This is a genomic window from Microbacterium sp. ZKA21, assembly GCF_050434165.1.
Classification (GTDB): domain Bacteria; phylum Actinomycetota; class Actinomycetes; order Actinomycetales; family Microbacteriaceae; genus Microbacterium.
Map to the genome: position 1 here is coordinate 162429 of NZ_JBNPVV010000006.1, position 21998 is coordinate 184426.

17 protein-coding genes are annotated in these 21998 nt (G+C 69.1%); 7 read left to right on the forward strand and 10 right to left on the reverse strand.

What is annotated here, in order from left to right; all coding sequences use genetic code 11:
- Positions 1–34: 34 nt before the first annotated feature.
- Positions 35–952: an aldo/keto reductase gene (locus tag M2317_RS13575; protein WP_429460979.1), complete on the forward strand. Its 918-nt coding sequence runs from the start codon at positions 35–37 to the stop codon at positions 950–952.
- Positions 949–3954, forward strand: a complete 3006-nt coding sequence (locus M2317_RS13580) for a glycoside hydrolase family 2 TIM barrel-domain containing protein (protein ID WP_429460981.1) — start codon at positions 949–951, stop codon at positions 3952–3954. The genes M2317_RS13575 and M2317_RS13580 overlap by 4 nt, the downstream gene beginning before the upstream one ends.
- Positions 3955–4035: 81 nt before the next feature.
- Here M2317_RS13580 and M2317_RS13585 read toward each other — a convergent pair whose 3' ends face one another.
- The 3 genes from M2317_RS13585 to M2317_RS13595 are packed head-to-tail and all read right to left on the reverse strand — an operon-like array spanning position 4036 to position 8550.
- On the reverse strand, positions 4036–5310 hold the full coding sequence (locus M2317_RS13585; RefSeq protein ID WP_429460983.1) for a four-carbon acid sugar kinase family protein: 1275 nt from the start codon (positions 5308–5310) through the stop codon (positions 4036–4038).
- Positions 5303–6559, reverse strand: a complete 1257-nt coding sequence (locus M2317_RS13590) for a RuBisCO large subunit C-terminal-like domain-containing protein (RefSeq protein ID WP_429460985.1) — start codon at positions 6557–6559, stop codon at positions 5303–5305. The genes M2317_RS13585 and M2317_RS13590 overlap by 8 nt, the downstream gene beginning before the upstream one ends.
- Positions 6560–6564: 5 nt before the next feature.
- The gene (locus M2317_RS13595; protein WP_429460987.1) at positions 6565–8550 is read right to left on the reverse strand and encodes a glycoside hydrolase family 127 protein; all 1986 of its coding nucleotides are present in this window, start codon (positions 8548–8550) and stop codon (positions 6565–6567) included.
- A 148-nt stretch (positions 8551–8698) separates the two neighbouring features.
- On the opposite strand from M2317_RS13595, the gene M2317_RS13600 reads away from it, so the two are divergent.
- The 4 genes from M2317_RS13600 (at position 8699) to M2317_RS13615 (ending at position 12567) form a co-directional block, all read left to right on the forward strand.
- Positions 8699–10024, forward strand: coding sequence for an ABC transporter substrate-binding protein (locus M2317_RS13600; RefSeq protein ID WP_429460989.1), 1326 nt, complete (start codon positions 8699–8701; stop codon positions 10022–10024).
- Between the two features lie 71 nt (positions 10025–10095).
- Positions 10096–10977, forward strand: coding sequence for a carbohydrate ABC transporter permease (locus M2317_RS13605; protein ID WP_429460991.1), 882 nt, complete (start codon positions 10096–10098; stop codon positions 10975–10977).
- A gap of 1 nt (position 10978) precedes the next feature.
- Complete coding sequence (locus M2317_RS13610; RefSeq protein WP_429460993.1) at positions 10979–11887, forward strand: carbohydrate ABC transporter permease; 909 nt, start codon at positions 10979–10981, stop codon at positions 11885–11887.
- 20 nt (positions 11888–11907) lie between these two features.
- A complete protein-coding gene (locus M2317_RS13615) occupies positions 11908–12567 on the forward strand; it encodes an aspartate/glutamate racemase family protein (RefSeq protein ID WP_429460995.1) in 660 nt (219 codons plus the stop codon).
- On the opposite strand, the gene M2317_RS13620 is transcribed toward M2317_RS13615, so the two are convergent.
- Positions 12564–13550, reverse strand: coding sequence for a GDSL-type esterase/lipase family protein (locus M2317_RS13620; RefSeq protein WP_429460996.1), 987 nt, complete (start codon positions 13548–13550; stop codon positions 12564–12566). The two genes, M2317_RS13615 and M2317_RS13620, sit on opposite strands and share 4 nt — an antisense overlap.
- Before the next feature lie 145 nt (positions 13551–13695).
- On the opposite strand from M2317_RS13620, the gene M2317_RS13625 reads away from it, so the two are divergent.
- On the forward strand, positions 13696–14733 hold the full coding sequence (locus M2317_RS13625; RefSeq protein ID WP_429460998.1) for a LacI family DNA-binding transcriptional regulator: 1038 nt from the start codon (positions 13696–13698) through the stop codon (positions 14731–14733).
- A 16-nt stretch (positions 14734–14749) separates the two neighbouring features.
- On the opposite strand, the gene M2317_RS13630 is transcribed toward M2317_RS13625, so the two are convergent.
- The 6 genes from M2317_RS13630 to M2317_RS13655 are packed head-to-tail and all read right to left on the reverse strand — an operon-like array spanning position 14750 to position 21865.
- On the reverse strand, positions 14750–15826 hold the full coding sequence (locus tag M2317_RS13630; RefSeq protein ID WP_429461000.1) for a Gfo/Idh/MocA family protein: 1077 nt from the start codon (positions 15824–15826) through the stop codon (positions 14750–14752).
- Positions 15823–16662: an amidohydrolase family protein gene (locus M2317_RS13635; RefSeq protein WP_429461001.1), complete on the reverse strand. Its 840-nt coding sequence runs from the start codon at positions 16660–16662 to the stop codon at positions 15823–15825. Before M2317_RS13635 ends, M2317_RS13630 begins: the two co-directional genes overlap by 4 nt.
- On the reverse strand, positions 16659–17117 hold the full coding sequence (locus tag M2317_RS13640; RefSeq protein WP_429461003.1) for a MaoC family dehydratase: 459 nt from the start codon (positions 17115–17117) through the stop codon (positions 16659–16661). The genes M2317_RS13635 and M2317_RS13640 overlap by 4 nt, the downstream gene beginning before the upstream one ends.
- Positions 17104–18222 carry an extracellular solute-binding protein gene (locus M2317_RS13645; RefSeq protein WP_429461005.1) on the reverse strand — a complete coding sequence of 373 codons (1119 nt, stop codon included), beginning with the start codon at positions 18220–18222 and terminating at the stop codon, positions 17104–17106. Before M2317_RS13645 ends, M2317_RS13640 begins: the two co-directional genes overlap by 14 nt.
- Positions 18219–19427, reverse strand: a complete 1209-nt coding sequence (locus tag M2317_RS13650; RefSeq protein ID WP_429461007.1) for a CaiB/BaiF CoA transferase family protein — start codon at positions 19425–19427, stop codon at positions 18219–18221. The genes M2317_RS13645 and M2317_RS13650 overlap by 4 nt, the downstream gene beginning before the upstream one ends.
- Positions 19424–21865 (reverse strand): glycosyl hydrolase family 95 catalytic domain-containing protein, encoded by a 2442-nt coding sequence (locus M2317_RS13655; protein ID WP_429461009.1) that lies wholly within the window; start codon positions 21863–21865, stop codon positions 19424–19426. Before M2317_RS13655 ends, M2317_RS13650 begins: the two co-directional genes overlap by 4 nt.
- Positions 21866–21998 lie beyond the last annotated feature (133 nt).

The window sequence follows — 21998 nt, forward strand, 5'->3', positions numbered from 1 at the left end:
AGTAGATTTGATTCAGAACCGAATGGATATGCAAATGACGCTGAACGCCCCCGCATCCCTCGTCCTCGGCACGTCGTCGCTGGGCTCGGATCCCGACACCGCCGCCGACACCGCACGCGCCATGCTCCGCAGCGGCATGCTCGTCGACACATCGAACATGTACGCCGGAGGAGCATCCGAGCGTGCACTGGGCGAGGCCCTCGCCGCGCTGGGAGCCGACGAGCGGGATGCCGCGGCATCCCGGATCGTATCGAAAGCGGATGGCGACCGGGAGACCGGCGTCTTCGATGCCGCCCGCGTCCGCCGCTCGTTCGATGAAACGCGCGAACGGCTCGGTGTGGACCGGCTCTCGCTCCTGCATCTGCACGATCCGTACACCGTGACCTCGGATGAGGCGCTCGCGCCCGGCGGTGCAGTGGAAGCCCTCGTGCAGCTCAGGGAAGAGGGCGCAGTGGACGCGATCGGAATCGCCGCCGCGCCGGTCCCGCTCATGCGCCGCTACGTGGACAGCGGCCTGTTCGACGCCGTGCTCTGCCACAACCGCTTCACCCTCGTCGATGACAGCGCACGATCGCTCTTCGAGGCCGCGCGCGAGCGAGGGATGACGGTCTTCAACGCCGCTCCGTTCGGAGGCGACCTGCTCGTGAAGGGCCCGCGCGATGGCGCGCGCTACGAGTACCGCCCGATCGGAGACGCCCTCGCGACATGGACCGCGTCGCTGTTCCGCGTCTGCGCCGAGCACGCTGTTCCGACCGCCGCCGTCGCGCTGCGCTTCTCGACGCGGTCGCCGCTCGTGGACCGCACGGTGGTCGGCGTCTCGTCGGCACGCCGCATCGAAGAGCTCCTGGCACTGCACGCGGTCGAGATCCCCGACGCGCTCTGGTCGGCGGTCGACGCGCTCGGTCCCGCACCGTCGCCGGTCGACGACTCGCGATACGAGGTGGAGGCGTGACCGAACGCTACTGGGAGAGCACGCGGCCGGGTGACGGTCGTCGCGCGCCGCGCGCGGATGCGGTGACCGATGCGCCCGTGATCGACCTGAACGGGACCTGGCGATTCCGCCTCAGCGCGACGGGCGAAGGCACCGGCTCGGATTTCATCCGCCCGGACTTCGACGATTCCGGTTGGGATCCGATGCGCGTGCCGTCGCACTGGGTGCTCGAAGAGTTCACCCCGCTCGCCGGCGGTCCACGACGACGGATGCTCGGCACCGAGGAGGGGCCGCTGTACACGAACACGGCGTACCCGATCCCGCTCGATCCGCCACGGGTGTCCACGGAGAACCCGACGGGTGACTATCGTCTCGAGTTCGACGTGCCCGAGGGGTTCGGCCCGGCCGTGCTCCGGTTCCAAGGCGTCGACTCCTGCGCGAAGGTCTGGCTGAACGGTGCAGAGCTCGGCTGGTCGATGGGTTCGCGGCTGCCGTTCGAGTTCGACGCCCCGGTGCGCGCCGGCCGGAACGTGCTGGCCGTGCGGGTGCAGCGCTGGTCGGCGGGAACGTATCTCGAGGACCAGGACATGTGGTGGCTGCCCGGCATCTTCCGCGACGTCGAGCTGATCGCCCGACCGGAGGGCGCGATCGACGACCACTTCGTGCACGCCGACTACGACCACACCACCGGACTCGGCATCCTGCGGGTGGATGCCTCGGTGGATGCGGTCGTGGAGATCCCCGAGCTCGGCATCGTCATGGCGACGGGTGAGACGGCGACGATTCCGGTGGAGCCGTGGAGCGCCGAGAGCCCGCGGCTCTATCGCGGCATCCTGCGCTCGGCCGGCGAACGGGTGGAGCTGGCCGTCGGCTTCCGTCACGTCGAGATCGTGGACGGCGTCTTCACCGTCAACGGGCGGGCGGTGACGTTCCGCGGCGTCAACCGGCACGAGCATCACCCCGAGACGGGCAGGACGCTGGACCGCGAGACGATGATCCGCGACATCGTGCTGATGAAGCAGGCGAACGTGGATGCCGTGCGGACGAGTCACTATCCGCCGCATCCCGAGTTCATCCGACTGTGCGACGAATACGGGCTGTGGGTCGTCGTGGAGGTCGACCTCGAGACGCACGGCTTCATCTACGAGGGCTGGGAGCACAACCCGCCGGCGCTGCCCGAGTGGCGCGATGCGCTCATGGATCGCCTGGCACGCACCGTCGAGCGCGACAAGAACCGACCGAGCGTGGTCGTATGGTCGCTGGCGAACGAGAGCATGACCGGTGACGGATTCGCTGAGATGCGCCGGTGGCTCGACGAGCGCGACCCGTCGCGCCCCGTGCTGTACGAGCGCGACCCGCGCTACCGCGACTCCGACTTCTACTCGCTGATGTATCCGTCTCTCGACCTGCTCGAGCAGATCGGGCGGCGCGAGGAACCGCGCGGCGGACGACTCAGCATGCACGGCATGGTGTTCGACGCCGAGGACGACGCCCCTGATGGCATCTCCGACGCCGACGACGAGCGCCGGCGGGGCCTGCCGTTCCTGCTGGTCGAATACGCCCACGCGATGGGCAACGGCCCCGGCGGGCTGCAGGACTACTGGGAGATCATCCGCGCGCATGATCGGCTCTGCGGGGCGTTCGTCTGGGAGTGGATCGACCACGGCTTCACCGCGCATACCGAGGACGGCGTCGCCTGCACGATGCACGGCGACGACGTGGACTACGAGCCGCGCGGCGGACGGTTCGGCCTGCATGGTCTCGTCTTCAGCGATCGCACGCCGACGCCGGGGCTGCGCGAGCTGACCAAGGCGCACGAGACCGTTCCGATCGCGGTCGGCGCGGATGCGGTGACCGTCGGGAACGATCGGCACAGCACCTCGACCGGCGATCTCGTCTTCCGCTGGTCGGTCGAGTGCGACGGCGCGGCCGTCGCGGACGGCATCCTGGACGTGCCGGTGCTGGCTCCTGGCGATCGGGTCGCCATGCCGATCCCAGATGCCGCGGTCGCCGCTCTGGCCTCGAGCGATGCGCCGGGGGATGCCGTGCTGACAGTCGAGGCCGCGCTCGCCGCCGAAACGGTGTGGGCGCCGGCGGGGCACATCGTGTCCTGGGGGCAGAACGTCGTGGGTCGCGCGGCTCCCGTCCAGCAGGCGGCGGTGGCGCCGAGTCTTGCTGCCGCGGCGTCGGGCGAGCTCAACGTGGGCACCGCGGTCTTCGATGCGACGACGGGACGCCTGCTGCGTCTCGGCGGTCTCGAGATCGACGGCCCCGTGCTCGATCTGCACAGGGCGCCGACCGAGAATGATCGAGGTCAGGGCGACACCAACAACCTCGCGGCTGTGTGGCGCAAGACGATGCTCGATCGACTGCTGCACCGCGTGGATTCGGTGTCCGCTGAGGACGGCCGGCTCACGGTGCGCGGCCGTACTGCACCGCGGACGCACCCGCACGGCGTCGAGTGGACGATGACCTGGACAGCCGAGGGCGAAGGGGTCCGTCTGGAGGCGGAGGCCGACTTCGTCGGCCCGTGGACGAACACGCCGTACATGAACCGCGACATCCCGGTGCCTCGGCTCGGGCTGCTGTTCGGCCTTCCTGGCGCTGTCGACCGGGTGACCTGGTTCGGTCGTGGACCGGGTGAGACCTACGTCGATTCGGTCGAGGGGTCGCGCATCGGTCGCTTCACGTCATCGATCGACGAGATGCAGGTGCCGTACCCTGTGCCGCAGGAGAACGGCAATCACACCCGGACGTGCTGGCTCGAGGTGCACGGCGAGGGCTTGCCGACGCTCCGCGTGGAAGGTGCTCCCGATTTCGACTTCACGGCTCGCCGCTGGACCTCGCACGACCTGGAGCGCGCGCAGAAGCCGCACGAGCTCGTCGACTCGGGGCGTGTGTGGCTGAACATCGATCACGCGCAGCAGGGCCTCGGCTCCGCGTCAGTGGGCCCCGCGCTGCCCGAGCGCTATCGGATCAAGCGCGAGCGCACCACATGGAGCGTGCTCTTCGGCGTTCGATGAGCGGGACGCGGGCCCTCGTTCGTCGGTGGGCGCGTTTCGGCTCGCTCCGCTCGCTCGACGAGCCGTGGGCGAGACGCTCGCTCAGCGGCTGACGGGTGAGGAGCCCAGGTCGGAGACGTCCGTGAAGAGCGTGTCTGCTCCGACCTGGCCGCCCTTGAGCAGCAGTTCGAGACCGTCGATCGACGCATCGCGGCTGTGCGCGCGCAGGATCACGACGTTCCCCCAGGGATTCGCGGCGATGGACAGGGCGTCGACGCCCAGCAGCCGGGTCACCCGACTGGAGGTGTCGCCTCCGCACACGATCACCCGTCGGCTCACGCCGGCTCGCACAGCCGCGGCGATGACGGAGGCGGAGGCATCCGCGATCGCTTCCAGCACGGGGCGTCCAGCGGCAGAACCGGTGTCGGCGTCGTCGGAGGTGAGGACCACGCCGCGTCCCGCGCGGAGCGCCTCGATCACGGCAGGCGTCGCAGTTGTCCCGTCGAGGGCGAGCGGCGCTACGAGCCATCCCGCGGCGGACGCGGCGTCCGCCTGGCGTCTGGTCTGCGCCGACCGGCTGCCGGAGACGACCAGCACCGCCTGGTCGGTCGCCGTCGCCGCGGGGATCGACGGCGCCGTGCCGGGCGACGCCGCCGCGACGCCGTGCGACAGCCCGCCGGATCCGATCGCGAACACGGGAGGGGGCAGCTGCTGCAGTGCGCGTCCGACGGCCTCCAGATCATCATCCGTCAGCGCATCCAGGACGACGCCCGCCATCGAGCTCGCCTGCAGGCGCTGCGGAAGGTCGTCGTACTCCGGGAGGGACACCGCTCCGATCGCGGCATCCGTCTGGCGGCCGATGTGCACGGCCAGATCGGCCTCCGTCATGGGCGTCGTCGGATGCTGCGACATCGTCGGCTGGCGGTCCAGTCGATGCACGGTGCCGCGCTCCGCGGCGAAATGCTGACCGAACACGGTGTAGCGGCCGAAATCGGGCTGGGCGAACAGCATCGGCACGGTGCGCTCGCCGAAGACCTCCCGGCCGAGCTCGACGACCCGGCCCAGGCTGCCGACGTCCGGCGCCGAGTCCGCCGTCGAGCAGGCCTTGTACTGCACGAGCGTCGGCTGCAGTGCGGCGAACGCCTCGAGGACCGGCCGCAGCTCGGCATCCATCTCCGCCGGGCCCAGCGATCGGGAGATGCCCGCGACGCCGACCACGTCGACTTCGGATGCCGCACGGGCCAGCGTCTCGGCATCCGGCAGCGTCGTGAACAGGCGTCCTGACCAGCCGCGCCGAGCGAACTGCAGCAGCGCATCCACGCTGCCGGTGAAATCGTCGCCGTAGAACGCGACGACCCCGTGCGACGGATCAGACACGGACGGGCCCGAACCGCTCGGCGGCGCGACGGATCGCCTCGGATGCCGCGAACGCGTCGTCGGCGCTCTCTCCGCGCGCTGCGGAGGCCCAGGCCTCACGCATGCTCGAGACGCCGGCAGCGGCGCCGTCGGGATGCCCGTGGATGCCGCCCCCGGCCAGCACCAGCAGGTCGGTCGTCCCCACCGCGGCGTACGTGGCGTGCGCGAGACCCGCCCACTGCCCGGACGACAGCACGGGCACCGTTGGTGTGAGGCCGAGGAGCGGCTCGCGCACGGCGGCGATGGAGTCGAGCACCTGTTCGTCCGTCTCGTAGAACTTGTTGCTGATGCCGTTCGTGTGCAGATGATCGGCTCCGGCGAGACGGGCCAGCTTCTGCCACGCACGGAATCCTATCCCCACCTGATCCGAGCGCCCGAAGGACCCGAACATCGCGCGGTGCCCATGGATCGGCACCGCGGCGTTACGCCGCAGGAATTCCAGGCCCGGGATGCCGAGGAGATTGACGCACGCCATGACGGCGGTCCCGCCCGCGGACACCACGAGATCATGGTTCGCCTCCAGACGGCCGATGTCGTCCGTGATGTTGAAGGCGTACATGGGCTTGCGCCCCGTACGGTCGGCATACCTCTCGAGGACGGGCATGACGGCCCGCACCCGTTCGGCGAGCGGAGCGGAAGGCCCGTTCCCCTGCAGCTCGTCGTCCTTGATGAAGTCGATGCCGGCCTCCGCGAGCTGGCCGACGACGTCGGCGAGATCGGCGGGGGAGAGCCCGATGCTGGGCTTCACGATCGTGCCGATCATGGTTCCCTCCGGCCGGCCCATGAGACGCCGGGTGCCTTCGATGCCGAACGCGGGGCCGGGGTACCGGTCGGCGAATGCCGGCGGAAGCTCCAGGTCGATCAGACGGATCGCGGCGAGCTCCTTGATCTCGAACAGGTTGCCGGCGACGGCTGCGAGGAGATTCGGCAGCGACGGTCCGAAGTTGTCGAGCGGGAATCGCAGGCGCATGACCGCCCTGCGTCGCAGCGCCGGATCGCCGACCGAGCCGGGCAGCGGAGCCGATCCGGTCAGCGGCACCTCCTCGATCGACTCCACCTGAGCGGCGAATCGCGCCCGCAGGTCGTCCGATTCGCGTTCGACCCGCACGAACGTGCCGGTCGACTGCTCGCCGGCGAGCACCTCGGCGGCATGCCGCAGGGGCAGGGAGGTCTCGATGATGTACGTCGCGATGACGTGCTGTGCATCCATGCGCGTCACCAGACCAGGGGGAGCCATACGGACATCTCGCCGGCGCCGCGGTTGCCCCACGCGTAGTAGGGCACGAGTCGGACGACGGCCGACGACGGCTCGACATCGGCGAGATCGGCGTAGAGCGAGTCCTCGTCCGTCGGCGGGATCACGGCGATCTCGGCCTCGAGTGCGACGACCGAGTGGCCGGCGATATCGGCGTCCACCGGCGTGAAGACTGTGCCTCGGCGGAGGGCGGCCTGCTCCAGCGTCACGCCGACCGGCAGGTCGGCGCTTTCCAGGCAGTACACGACGGGGCCGCGGCGGACGGCCACCTGATTGGTGGTCTCCTCCGCGAGCCGGTGACCGCGCAGGACGCGGACGGGCATCGGCAGCGTCAGTTCGATGACATCGCCGGTGGCCCAGGAGCGCTCGATCCGTGTGTACGAGCCCGGTGCGGTCACGGTGACGGCCTCGCCGTTGACCGTGAGCGACGCATCCGTGGACCAGCCGGGGATCCGCAGCTGCAGAGGAATGCTGCCCGCTGCGTCCGTCACGGTGAATCGGACGGTCTCGCCCCAGGGGTAGCCGCCGTCCTCGCGAAGTGCGAGTCGGCCGCCGTCGACGGTCGCGTCGATCGTGCTGCCGCCGTAGAGATGGATGTAGACGCCATCCTCGCCGACGGACGCCGCGCGCTCATGGAATCGGGCGAGCGTGCGCGCGATGTTCGGCGGGCAGCAGAAGCAGCTGAGGTACGACTCGCGGAGTCGCTCGTCGGACGGCGGAGGCGACGGCACCGGATGCAGCGCGGTATCGCCGGGGCGGCGCAGCGCGAACGGCAGATCGCGCACCTGGCGCAGCGGGTTCGTGTAGAAGTACTCGGACCCTGCCAGGCTGATGCTGGAGAGCAGGCTGTTGAATGCGACCTGCTCGATGACGTCCGCATACTGCGCCTCGCCGGTGAGCGACAGCATCCGCTCCGCCCAGAAGATGAGGCCGATGTTGGCGCACGACTCGTTGTGGGCCGTGGTGTGCGGCAGCTGGTAGGCGCGTCCGTACGACTGATGAACGCGGCTGATCTGTCCCTGCCAGGGCGATCCGTCCGGTGAAGCGCCGTCGTACAGGGCGCCGGCGCCGCCGGTGATGTACAGCTTGGTGTCCACGACATCCCGCCACAGCCGGGTGAGCACGGCCTGCAGCTCGGCGTCCCCGGTCTCGGCGACGAGGTCGGCCAGACCCGCGTAGAGATAGTTCGCCCGCACGGCGTGGCCCGCGACGGCGGTCTGCTCGCGCACCGGGAGCCGGTCCTGGTTGTCGTCACCGCCCTCGAAGTCGTCCCGCACGCGCACGAAGGCCTCGGACAGACGCAGGTAGCGCTCATCGCCGGTCACCCGGTACAGGTCGATCACAGCCATGTAGTGCGACGGGCAGATCGCGCTGCGGGCGAGTTCGAGCGGCTTGTTCGTGGCGAGGTCCTCGAGGAACGACGCCGCCTTGCGCGCGGCATCCAGCAGGGTGTTCGAGCCGGTGACCTCGTGGTGGCGCACACCAGCGGTGATGAGATGCCCGAGGTTGTACGTCTCGAAGTTGAACCGGTCGGCGAGCTCGATCGCCTCCTCCCGATTGCGGCTGGAGATGACCGTCGGGGTGTGCAGGTAGCCGTCCTCGCGCTGCACGGAGGCGATGAGCGACGCGATCTCCTCGATGCGGGCGGCGAGTTCGGCATCCGGGTCCGTCTCCAGCCGGGCGATCGCGGCCTCCAGCCACTTGTAGAAGTCGCCGTCCATGAAGGGCGGGCCCGAGTGCTCGCCCTGCTCCAGTCCCGCGGCGATGCGGAAGTTCGTCAGCCCGGGGCTCACGCTCGGATCGCTCAGAGACGACCAGATCTGCGGGATGGTGACATCGCGGGTGCGATCGTGCACCTCTCCCCAGAATCCGCTCGTCCATCGTGCGCCTGCGGCATCCAGCGGACGCAGGCGAGCGTGTGCTCGCGGCGAAGTCGTCGCGGTCATGTGGGCCCCTTCCAGGTGGCGTTCACGTCACTGTAGTCACGATTTGACCACGAAGTGAATAGAATTTCAACCCTGACTGTTGACACACTTCGAATTCTTTCCTACTGTCGTCGTTGTACCTTTCGCACCCGTCAAGGAGGACGCCCCCATGGACTCACGCAGCAACCGTCGCCGGCTCGCGACGCTCGGTCTCGCACTGGCAGCGGTGGTTCCGCTCGCCGCATGCGCCGGCGGCACCGACGGTGCCGGATCCGAAGGCGGCTCCGGCGCCGACCCCGAAACCTTCACCGTCATGACGGCGAACGAGAACCCTGTCCTCGAGGAGCAGCTCACCGCGCTCGCCGAAGGCGCCTGCACCGCCGAGAACGAGGCGCTTCCGCTCGAACACCAGAAGGTGGCGCAGGCCGACACGGTGCAGAAGATCACGCTGCTCGCCAGTCAGGACGCGATGCCGACGCACACGATCGCGGGCACCGCACTGATCCGCCCGGACGGCGATCTCGGCAAGGCCGGCCTCGTCGGCGACCTCAAGGCCGCTCTCGAGGAGGCCGGAACCTGGGACAACGTCCTTCCGGCCGCCGAGTCCACGGTCGAGCAGGTGTACGGCGGCTTCGTCTCGATGCCGTACCAGTACAACATCGAGGGAATCTTCTACAACAAGCAGATCTTCGCCGACAACGGCGTCGAGGAGCCGCAGACGTGGGATGACCTGCTCACCGCCTCGGCCACGCTGCAGGACGCGGGCGTCATCCCGATGACCGAGGCCGGTGCGAACGGCTGGCCGCTGACCCGCATCATGGGCCTGTACATCTATCGCAACGTCGGTCCCGAGGCCATGACGGCGATCCAGGACGGCTCGGCGAAGCTCACGGATCCGGAGTACGTCGCCGGCGCGCAGGCGCTGGCCGACTACGCGGATGCGGGATACTTCGGTGAGGGCTTCACCACTCGGGACGGCGACACGTCGTCGAACATGTTCCTCACCGGCAAGGCGGCGATGACGTACGACGGCACTTGGCTCCTCAGCGCCGTCAACGACCCGGAGCGCAACCAGATCGGCGGCGAGAACGTCGGCTTCATGCCGTTCCCGGCTGTCGAGGGCGGCGAGGGATCGATCGACCAGTACCCGGCCAACGCGGGCGCTCCCATGATCGTCAACGCGAAGCAGTTCGGACCGAAGGTTCAGGACTGGATCAGCTGCATCGCAGAGAACTACGGCCAGCAGGCGCTGCAGGACGCCGGAGTCATCTCGGGCTTCAAGGTGAACGGCGAAGTCACCGACCTCTCCGAGAACACCGCCGAGATCCAGGAGCGCATCGAAGGCATCGACGAGACGGTCCTGTGGTTCGAGGCGCTGTTCGACCCGAAGAGCAATTCCCTGGCCTCGACCAACGCGACGCTGCTGACCACGGGGCAGATGACGGCCGAGGACTACATGAAAGAGCTCCAGGCGAGCATCGACGCCAACAGCTGACCCGACGCCGGCCTCCGGAGACTCTCGCCTCCGGGGGCCGGCTCCTTCCCTGAGAGAAAGCAGTTTCGAGGATGAACTCGATCTTCGGAGATCGCAAGACGATCTTCATCCTGCTGGCACCGGCACTCCTGCTGTACACGCTGCTCAAGATCGTGCCGGTGCTGTGGTCGTTCGGCCTGTCCTTCTTCGAGGGCAACACCTTGCGCGGCTTCGAGTGGGTCGGCTTCCAGAACTTCGCGACCTTCTTCACCGATGGCGCGGCTCTGCAGTCCCTGTGGGTCAGCGTCTTCTTCGCGATCGTCGCCACGGTCGGCCAGGTGGCGCTCGGCTACGGCCTCGCCCTGCTCTACGTCTTCGTGCTGCGCAAGGGGTCGTCGTTCGTCCGCACGATCGTGTTCTTCCCCACCGTGCTGCCCACCGTCGCCGTCGCCCTGCTGTTCAAGAGCTTCGTCGCAGTGGGAGAGAACCAGGGGCCGGTCAACGACATCATCAACTTCTTCGGCGGCGACAGCGTCGAGGTGCTCGCCTCGACCGTCGGGACGATGTCGACCGCGATCGTCATGACGCTGTGGGGGTCGATGGGCTTCTACGCCGTGCTGCTGTACGCGGGCCTCCTCGACATCCCGGAGGAGGTCATCGAGTCAGCGCGACTGGACGGTGCCAACGGCCTGAAGCTCGTGCGACACATCATCGTGCCGCTGTCGCTGCCCATCCTGGTGTCCTCGATCATCTTCAGTCTGAACTCCACGCTGAAGGTCTTCGACAGCCTGCTCGCGCTGAACGGCGGCGGACCGGGGACATCGACCGCACCCCTCACGCTGTACATGTACCGCACGGCGTTCGAGTACGCGGAGTACGGCTACGGCTCGACGATCGCGATGGTGCTGACCCTGCTCTGCCTGGTGTTCACGCTGGCGATCTTCCGATCCTCTCGACGCAAGGCGGAGGCCTGACATGACGACGATCCGCACTGACACCGCGACCACGGTCGCCGTTCCCACCCGCCGCCGCCCCAGCCAGACCCGTCGCACGGCGTTGCGTCTCATCCGCCGCGTTCCGGTGTGGGTCATCGTGGCGCTGCTCATGGTCGTCGTGCTCTACCCGCAGCTGTGGATGGTTCTCGGCTCCTTCAAGACGCAGTCGGAGTTCCTCTCGAACCCTGCGCTGTCACTGCCCGAGACCTGGCAGTTCGACAATTACATCCAGGCGCTCACCAACGGCAACGTCGGGCAGAACTATCTCAACAGCATCATCGTGACGATTCCGTCGGTGCTGCTCATCGTGTTCATCGGCGTCGCCGCCGGCTATGCGCTGGAGGTCATGGTCTGGAAGGGGCGCGGCGGCGTTCTGCTCTACGTTCTCGCCGGCATCATGGTCCCCGGCCAGATGATCCTCGTGCCGCTGTTCATCGTGTACTTCCGCATGGGCATCACCGACACGCTGCTGCCGCTGATCATCACGTACACGGTGATGGGCCTTCCGCTGACGACGTTCCTGATGGCGACGTACTTCCGCTCGGTCCCGCGCGAGATCTTCGAGGCGGCGACGGTGGACGGCTCCGGCCCGCTGCGATCGTTCTTCGTGATCGGCGTCCCGATGATGAAGAATGCGATCCTCACGGTCGGACTGGTGCAGTTCTTCAGTGTCTGGAACGACCTGCTCATCGCGCTGACCTTCACGACGCGGCCCGATCTGGCGACGATCCAGGTGGGTCTGCTGAGTCTCAGCGATGAATACGGATCGACGCAGTACGGACCCCTGTTCGCGGCGGTGAGCATCAACATCGTGGTCCTGCTGATCGTGTTCCTCGCGCTCAACAAGAAGATCATGGCCGGCATGGCCGGCGGCGCCATCAAGGGCTGAGAATTGGGAGACTGGAAGACATGACCGAACCCCGCATCGCATTCCTGCACACCGGAGCCGTGAACATCGCGCCGTTCGGCGCGCTGGCGGCCGAGTTCCTGCCTGGTGCCACGGTCGTGAACTATCTCGACGACCGCATCGTCGCCGACCTCGGCGATGAGGGCCGGGCCGCCTCGGTGCCGGAGCGCATCGAGGATCTCGTCCGCGCGGCGGCCGCCGGCGGAGCGGATGCCGTGATGTTCACCTGTTCGTCGATCTCCGAACTGGCGGCTCCCGCTGCCGCGGCCGCCGGGATCAGTGTGCTGCGAGTCGATGAGGCCATGGCGGATGCCGCGGTCGCCGCAGGCCGCCGCATCCGCGTCCTCGCGACGCTGCCGACGACCTGCCGCCCGACGCTCGGGCTGATCGAAGAGCGCGCGGCTCGCGCCGGGGCTGCTCCCGAGCTGAGCAGCGAAGTGATCGAGGGCGCATTCGCCGCGATCGTCTCCGGCGACCGCGAGACGCATGACCGCCTCGTCGGAGCAGCCATCGAGCGCGGGGCGGCAGAGGCCGATGTGATCGTGCTGGCACAGGCATCCATGGCGACGGCGGCCGAGGGCGTTTCCGTCGGAGTGCCGGTGCTGACGAGCCCGCGGCTGGGCGTCGAGCGGCTGGCCGCGTCGCTGAAGTCCGGGCGCTAGATCCGCAGCTGCCGGAGTCCGGTGGTCAGGCGTTCGCCCATGAGCCGGTAGCCCGCCGCATCGGGGTGCACTCCGTCCGACAGCAGATGGGCATCGTCGAAGCCGAGGACGCTCGGGCCGTCGATGAGGTGCAGCCGGCCGTCCTCCGTACCGGCGACGACCTCGGCGAGGGCGTCGCGCATCCCCTCCAGTGTCGCGCCGACCGCGTTCGGGGAGCTCTCCAGCCCTGGTGCGACGATCGGGGTGATCACCGCGATCGTCGCCGACGGATGCGCCGCACGCACCTGATCGATCAGACCGGCGACGTGCGGGGCGAAGGCGCGCGGCGACATCGACGCATTGCCCATCACGTTGATCCCGAGGCACAGGCTGACGATGTCGGCCGGCACCGCGGCGATCGTGCGGGTCGATACCGGATCGAGATGACACTGGCCGCCGAAACCGAGGCAGGTCAGGTCCCAGTCGAGAGCACGCGCGACGATCGCCGGCCATGTCTCGCTCGGACCGCTGGCGGCGTTGCACTGCGAGATGGATGATCCATAGGTGGTCCACCGGGTGGATGCGGGCGAGGCAGGGGCGGCCGGCCCGCTCAGCTGCACCGAACGGATCCACGTCTCGCCGACCTGCGGCAGCCATGCCTGCACCCGATGCGCCCCCGTCGGAAGGGGGACCTCCAGGGTGAAAGGCCCGGCGGCGAGGTCGATGCGGCGATGCAGTTCCCCGTCGACGAGGACATCGATGCGCGCGTCGCGGGGGATGTCGAGCAGGAGATCCCCGTCGAGAGCGATGCTCTCGGCGTCGGTGTCGACGTCCAGTCGGACCCCGACGGACTGGCGTGCGTTCGTGATCAGGTCCGGAGCGAAAGCCCGATCCACGAGCTCGGGAAGCAGTCGCCAGGATCGCACCGCGCCGTCGTGCTCTTCCCACCCCACCGCCCCGCGCCAGGCGTCGGGCCGGATGTCTGGTCGGAGATCATGCGCCACGATCACCGAGCGTAGCGGACATGCGGGTGGGTGAGCAATCGTTATACGGGATGCGTCGCCGATCTCTTCCAAACCAATGGCATTGAGGGATCTCATGGCGGTGAATCGTTTGTGCCGATCGATCTCCGACCGATAGAATTCCTGCATGGTCACACTGCGGGATGTCGCCGGCCATGCCGGGGTCTCGGTCTCGGTGGTTTCGCGCGTGCTCAACTCCGATCCGTCCGTCCGGATTCGGCCGGAGACCCGGCAGCGGATCCTCGATTCGGCGCAGCTGCTCAGATACTCGCCGAACTCGGCAGGCCGTTCCCTGCGGCGCTCGCGCACGCACATGCTCGCGTTCGTCGTTCCGGACGTCACGAACGCCACGTTCACGGATCTCGTGAACGGAGTGGAATCGCGCGCGCTGGATCATGACTACTCGGTCGTACTGGCCTCGAGCCCGCGCATGCAGCCGGGCAGCGACGGCTTCGCCCGGCTGCTGAACGAGCGCCTGGTCGACGGAGTGCTGCTGCAGAAGGGCGATGAAGCGCCGCTCGACCTCGTGGCGCGTGCTCTCTCGCATCCCGAGCGCACCGTGCTGATCAACTCCGGCCCTGTCGACGGCGTCACCACCCTCGCGATCGATGATGTCGCCGCGGGCGAGCTCGCCGCGCAGCACCTGATCGAACTCGGACACACCCGGATTGGCTACGTCGGCGGAGTGCCGACATCCGACACGAGCGACCGACGGCGGGCCGGGATCGAGCAGGCGCTGGCCGCGGCCGGCCTGGCGCTGCCTCCGGAGCAGACCACCTCACTGGGGTACACGTATCGCTCGGCTCGGGATGCCGCTCGCCTGCTCCTCGGACGCCAGCCCGCGCCGACCGCCGTCGTCGTCGCCAACGTGAACGCCGGGATCGGCGTGCTGACGGAGGCCGCCCAGATGGGCATCCGCGTCCCGGAGGATCTGTCGGTCGTGGCGATCCACGACATCTGGCCGGCGATCACGTGCTCCCCGGCACTGACCACCGTGCGGCTGCCGATGGCGAATCTCGGAGCGGCCGCAGTGGACCTCCTGCTCGCCGGGCTCTCATCGGCGGGGGCCGCCGGAGGGCCAGGGCGACCCACCAGCGGGATCGTCGATGACCCCGCTCCTGAGCTGGTGCTGCGCGCGTCGACCGCCCCGCCGACGCGCGCCTGACGCGTTCGGGCGCGCGTCAGGAGGATGGGATCGGGTGACCACCCGCCCGGCCCGCCTCGTGCGCCGCCTCCAGCACGGCCATCGTGCGCAGCACGTCGTCCACCGACGTCGGCAGCGACGGCGATTCGCCGGTGACGTGCCGCTGCAGGGCGCTCATGGTGCCGATGAAGGCATCGGGAAACCATGTGCCGTCGACCGGGACATCCCGCCATCCGCTGCCCGTGCCGAGCTCGAGCCGATCCGCTCCGCCGTGCGGGTAATCGAGCAGCAGGCCCAGCTGGGCACGGATCGCTCCGTGGGTGCCGTGCCAGAGGACGGAGGATTCCTGATGCTCCGGACCGAAGGCGTGATCGTGATTGGTGCTGATCGTGACGCGCAACGGCCGCTCCGCGTAGTGGAGCAGGTACGCGGTCCGCGTGCTGGCGAGCTGCTTGCCGGGGTGCGCCACCGTGATGGCGCTGACTCCGCTCGGATCCCCGACGAACGAGCGCACGAGATCCACGTAGTGCACGGAGTGCATCGGCATCTCCATGCGATCGAGCCCGAACACGCCGGGGAACAGCTCCCACCGCGTCTCGACTCGGACGAGGACCTCGATGTCGACGAGTTCGCCGATCGCTCCCTCGGCGATCAGCGCCCGCGCCGCTGCGACGTGCGGAGCGAATCGCAGTTGCGTGTTCACGGCGGCCGTGAGCCGCTTGCGCCGGACGATATCGACCAGGTCGCGCGCCTGCGCGAGCGTGTATCCCAGGGGTTTCTGCAGCTGGACTGCGGCGCCATCGGGCAGCGTGTCCAGGATGCCGGCGAACGCATCCGGCATGACGGCCACGTCGTAGACGACCGTCTTGCCGTGAACCGCCACGGCCGTCCCGAGATCCGAATGCGCGGTCGGCACATCGAAAGCGGTCGCGAGATCGCGCGCACGCGCGGGATCGAGATCCACGATCGCCGCTACCGGCAGCCCCGACTTCCGGTAGGCCGGGAGGTGCGCGTCGCGGGCGATCCCGCCGGCGCCGATCAGGACGATCGGCAGCGGATCGCGCGGCGGCCCGGCCGCGTAGGCGGCATCGGGGAAGTGCTCGGGACGCGTCATGGGGTCAGACCGTACACGCGGGTCGCGGTCTGCTGCCGCAGCGCATCCGCCTGCTCGGGGCCGAGGGCGTCGACGGCGGACACGAGAACGTTCAGCGCGGCATCCGTTCCGCCGGCGACGGTGCCCATGGGCCAGTCGCTGCCGAGCATCAGACGATCCGATCCGAACACGGCGAGAGCGGTCGTCAGGATCGTGTCGAACTGCTCGGGGGTGACGGAGGCATCCCGATCAGCCGGATAGATCCCCGAGATCTTTGCGATGACGTTCGGCAACGAGGCGGCCTCCGCGAGCTGATCGGCCCAGCGCCCGTGGTCGGCCGGCCGACCGACCGGCGGCGTGCCGAGGTGATCGAGCACGATCGTCAGACCGGGATGCCGACGCGCGAGCGAGCACAGATTCCGGAGGTGCTCCGGCGACACGGCGATGTAGTCGAGCGGGACACCGGCGGCCTCGAGGTGCGTGAGGCTGCGGCGCTGATCCTCGCCGAGGATCCAATCCGGGTCCGGGCGATCGTGGGTGAGGTTGCGCACACCGACGAACCAGGGGTCGGCGGTCAGTCGACGCAGCTCGTGCTCGACGATCGTCGGTGCCTCGAGCGGCAGATAGCACACGGCTCCGACCACCCGAGGATCGGCAGCCGCCAGCTCGAGCAGGTACGTCGTCTCGTCGAGCGTCTCATCCGCTTGCACGAGCACGGCGCGATCGAACCCGTGCGCGGCCACCGCCGCAAGACCCTGCTCCAGGAGATGATCGCCGCGCAACGGCTCCGGCGCGTCGTCGAGCCAGCGGTACGGTGAGCGCGCACGCGCCCACACATGCAGATGCGTGTCGATCACACCGGCTCACCTCGCTTGTTGACGACGTACAGATGCACGAGTGACAGGACGACGTCGCCGTGCTGGTTGGTGACCCTCACCTGCTCGTCCACCCGGCCGAGTTCGGGGCGGCGAGGGTGTTCGGCGACCGCGATGATCTCCGCCTCCACGGTAATGGTGTCGCCCAGGAAGACCGGTTTGACGAACCGGATCCGGTCATAGCCGTAGCTCATCGCCTGCGGATTGACGTCGCCAGCAGTCATGCCGACCGCGATCGCGATGATCAGCGTGCCGTGCGCGATGCGTCCGCCCAGCCCCGCCTCGTTGACGCACCAGTTCTCGTCCATGTGATGCGGGAAGAAGTCGCCGGTCTGCCCGGCGTGCAGCACGACATCGGTCTCGGTGATGGTGCGCCCGAGAGTGCGTCGCACCTCGCCCGAGGCGTAGTCCTCCAGATATCGATCAACGACGAGCATGCACGGCTCCCAACGACGCGAACAGCGGATCCAGATCGGCGAGCACCTCGGATGCGTGCTCGCGGTTCAGCAGTCCTCGATGCACCCGCTCGCACGCGGCATCCTGCACGGCCATATAGTCGGGATGCTGCGGGCGCAGGCTCGCCAGCTCCAGAGTGCGACGCGTGTCGGCGAAGAACCTTCCGGTCAGCTCATCGAGCCCGGCATCCGTCCAGGCGGACGCATGGCCCGGCTGCCCGCCGGCCTGCGCGTACACGCCGCGCTGCACCTCGCCACCGGCGACCCAGGTCGTGAAGGCGATCGCCTCATCGCGGTGCGCGCTGCGGGCGGACACGGCCAGGCCGGCACCGCCGAGCATCGAGCCCTGCGGCCGGCCGTCGATCTCGGGGATGTCCGTCCAGCGCAGGACGTTGTCGCGGAAGCCTGCTCGCGCGTAATTGCTGTATCCGTACAGCAGCGGCGCGTATGACCAGCGGTCCGAGGCGGCAAGGCGGTCCGCGGTCTGGATCGGGTTCTCGTGAAGACAGTCGGCGGGGACGAGGTCGCGCAGCCGGCCGAGGAGATCCCACGCCAGCGCGAAGGCGTCCGGCTCGGCGAACCCGCCCCTGCCGGCGTCCGCGCCCTGGAAGGCGGACGACAGCGTGAAGACCGATGCGAACGCATCGATGGGCTTGGACGGCCAGAGCACGCGGCCCTCGCGTGCCAGCTCCAGCACGTCCGGCCACGTGCGCGGCGGTTCGGGTAGCAGATCAGGGCGATACGCCGCGACCTGCGCTGCGGCGTCGATGGCGAGGGCGTACCGCGCACCCTGCCAGCGGTAGCTCTCCTCCGAGCGGCCGATGAAGGCTCCGGGTCCCTCCCCGTCGGGGAGGCGAGCGAGCAGTCCCGCGTGCGCGGCCTGCGGGATGTGGGGGTGGTCGATGACGAGCAGATCGTACGACCGCGTCAACGCGTCCAGATCCTGATCGGCGAACGCCTGCAGGGAACGCGCCTCCCACTCCACATCGACGTCGTGACCGGCGTCGGCGTAGGCGCGGGACGCCGCCACGATGCTGTCCCGGCCGCGCTCGTGGTCCCAGGTGATGCCGTGCAGACGGACGGTCACGAGATGCTCCTGCCGACCGGTTCCCTGGCCGGGGCAAGCTCGTCGCGGACCCGATCGGTGTCGACGCCGAGCACAGGAGCGGCTCCCGAGCCCCAGAGCCGCTCGCCGTCCAGGCGGAACGGGAGCCGGGTCGTCGTCACGGTGGTGCGTGCGCCGTCGCTCTCCTCGCGGTCGAGCGTCTGCACCATGCCGATCGCCCGGAAGCCGTCGTGCTCGACCAGCTCGTCGACGGTGTGCAGAGGCGCGCACCAGATGTCAGCGGCATCGAGCACGGTGAGCCAGCTCGCCGTGCTGTCGGTCCGGAGGCGGTCGGCGATCAGCGTCTCGATGCGGCTGCGCTGATCCCACCAGGATGCGGGATCCGTCAGTTCCGCGAGTTCGGGGATCTGCAGCAGCGCACCCAGCTGCGGCACCGGATTCATGGCGATCGACAGATATCCGTCCGCCGTCGGGTAAACGCCGTACGGCGCAGGGAGATGGGCATGCGCACTGTGCGGGCCTCGGGGACGCTGCGTGCCGACGGCGTCCGGTTCCGTGAGCCGCACCGAGAGCATCTCGAACTGCAGATCGAGCATCGCCTCCAGGAGCGACGTCTGCACCTGGCCGCCGATGCCGGTGCGCAGCCGCCGCAGCAGCAGAGCCGTGATGCCGTGGGCGAGATGGCAGGAGGCGAGGTGGTCGGCGATGGCGATGCCGACGGGGCGGGGCTCCGGGTCCGCCTGCAGCCACGGCAGGCCGGCGATCGACTGGGCGAGCAGATCCTGGCCCGGACGGTCGCGCCAGGGTCCGTCGTCTCCGTAGCCGGTGATCGAACCGTAGACCACACCCGGGTTCTCCGCGCGGATGGTGTCGTAATCCAGCCCGAGCCGCTTCATCACCCCGGGGCGGAAGTTCTCCACGACCACGTCCGCCTGCTCGACCAGCCGGCGCACGAAAGCGAGGTCGTCCGGATTCTTGAGGTCGGCGGCGACGCTCTGCTTGCCGCGGTTCATGGCGTGGAAGGAGACCGTGTCGGCACCCGCTCTGGCACCGGCGAACGCCAGTCCTCGACCGATGTCCCCGGTCACGGGCCGTTCGATCTTGATCACGCGGGCCCCGAGGTCCGCGAGGCGCAGGGCCGCGACGGGACCGGCGAGGAACTGGCTGAAGTCGAGGACCAGGAAGCCGTCCAGCGGGCGGAGAGTTCCTTGCTGCGAGGCGGTCATGATGCGTGCTCCTGAGAGAAATCGGCGATGGTGAGGCGCACGGGGAGTCCTGGCTCGAGGGCGAGGGCCCGTTCCCGCGAGCCGAGCACCACGCGAACGCTGTCGACGCTCCCGGTCAGAGGTGTGATCGTGGCCTCCGTCAGCTCGCCCGAGCTCCAGCGAAGGTCCACGACGAGGCCGCCGCGTGCGCGGAGGCCTCGGACTTCGCCGTCCGCAAGCCCTGGAGGCAGCGCGGGAAGCAGCTCGACACCACCGGCGTGGGACTGGACGAGGCATTCGACGAGCGAGGCCACGATGCCGAGGTTGCCGTCGATCTGGAACGGCGGGTGTGCCGAGAACAGATTGCGGTAGAGGCCCCCTCGCCAGCGTCCGCCGCCGGGACCGGGTTCGATCTCGATGTTGCGGCGGACGAACAGATCGAGCAGACGGCCCACGGCCTCCGGTTCATGCAGCCGTGCCCGCATCGCCATCTTCCAGGCGAGCGACCAGCCGGTGCCCTCGTCGCCGCGAGCATCCAGGCTGCGGCTCGCCGCGTGCGCGATGCGGTCGGACAGCGGCGCGTCGGTCGGATGCACCCCGACCAGGTGCGCGATGTGGCGATGACGCGGATCGTGCATCCGGTCGACGTCAGCCCATTCGCGTAGCAGGCCGTCGTCGTCGACACCGATCTCCGCGATCCGGGGCAACGCGGCTTCTGCTTCCGCGCACAGGTCGGGGGACTCCGCACGCAGTCCGAAGTCGGCCGCGATCCGCAGCAGCGAACGCAGCAGATGGCGGGACAGCTCGAGGTCCATCGTGGAGTCGGCGGCCACGGACGAGATCGATCCGTCCGGTGCCACGAACCTGTTCTCCGGCGACGTGGACGGCGAAGTGCCGAGTGAGCCGTCGTCGCGCGGCTCGAGCCAGTCGAGGACGAACCTCGCCGCGCCGGTCAGCACCGGCCAGAAACGGCGCGCAGTGGCCTCGTCGCCGGTGAACGCGATCCGGTCGATCAGGTGCGAGCTCAGCCAGACTCCGGCGAAGGGCCAGAAGGCCCAGGCGGGGTCGTGGGTCCCGTCACCCATCGGATCCGCGAATGCCCAGATGTCGCTCGCATGGTGCGCCACCCAGCCCGACGATCCGTAGATGCGCGCGGCCGGCTCGCGTCCCCGTTCGGACAGGGCCGCGACGAGATCGAAGAGGGGCTCTGCGCACTCCGCGAGGCCGGTGGTCTCGGCCAGCCAGTAGTTCATCTCGAGGTTGATGTTCATCGTGAAGTCCGAGCTCCACGGCGGCTGCATCTGCTGGTTCCACAGCCCCTGCAGGTTCGCGGGGGTCCCGCCGGGCCGCGAGCTCGAGATCAGCAGATAGCGACCGTAGTTGAACAGGAGGGCGACCAGCTCCGGCGCAGCGGCGAAGCCGGCGGCAGCGGCGTCGACGAGGGCGTCCGTGTCGATCGTGATCGTGTCGTGCTCCCGCGGCGAGGCGGGCGAACCGAGTCGCAGCTCGGCCCGGTCGTAGAGTTCGGCGTGCGCGGCGGCATGCGCGTCGTACAGGCGCTCGGTGCCGATGAGCGCGGCTTCCCGGCACAGCGCTCTGGCGCGTGCGACGGCGTCCGCGGCATCCGGTTCCGGGTCGTGTCCCAGGCGGGTGAAGGTGGTCTGCACGGCGACGATCAGGGTCGCGTCGCCATCGACGTCGACGACGAGTCCTGCAGACGTGGAGCGGGTGCGCACCGAGCCCCCGACAGCGCGGAGCACGACGGCGGCCTGCACCCCGCGCGGCTCAGCGGACCAGCGCACCGGATCGGTCACGCGCTGGTAGGCGGGCACGACGTCGTCGGGCGCGCGGAGCACCGCCCACGCTTCCGCGTCCGCGGCTTCGGCCTGCTCGAGTCGCAGCGGGGAGTCGAGCACGAAGGACACCGGACGCCGCGCCGCGGAGACCTCGACGACGAGGATCTGGTGCGCAGCGCTGACGAACGCCCGCTGGTCCATGCCGGAGCCGTGCGTCCAGGCGACGGCGCCGCGCAGATCCAGGCCGCGCGCATACGCGGCGGAGCACCCGGTGCCGCCGTCGAGTTCGAGATCGTGTTCGGGGACGACGTCGGCCTGCGGCGCCGGCTCGGGCGCCGGCGTTCCAATCGTGCGGCGCAGACGTGCCAGCGGCTGGAAGGACTGCGGGTACGAGTGCTGCAGCAGGCGCAGAGCGTCCTCTGCCGCGACGTGGTCACCTGCGGTGAGGGCGGCGCGCGACGCGGCGATCGCCGCTCGGGCTGCCTCGGGGCTGACGGGGTGCGGATCGGGCCGGTTCCCGGGTCCCGACCACACGGAGCCCTCGCTCAGCCAGATCATCTCGTGCTCCTCGCGGCCGTAGACCATGGCGCCCAGGCGGCCGTTGCCGAGGGGCAGCGCTTCGACCCATTCCGCGGCCGGACCGGCGAACTCGAACTCATGCATCGGGGATGACAACTCTGACAACATCCTCACCTCAGGTAATCGTTTTACTGATCAAGGACACCTTAGACGCTCCACCGGGAGGTTCTGCAACATCCGCTTGGGGAAAAAATGCGGCAGTAGTATTGATTAGGGC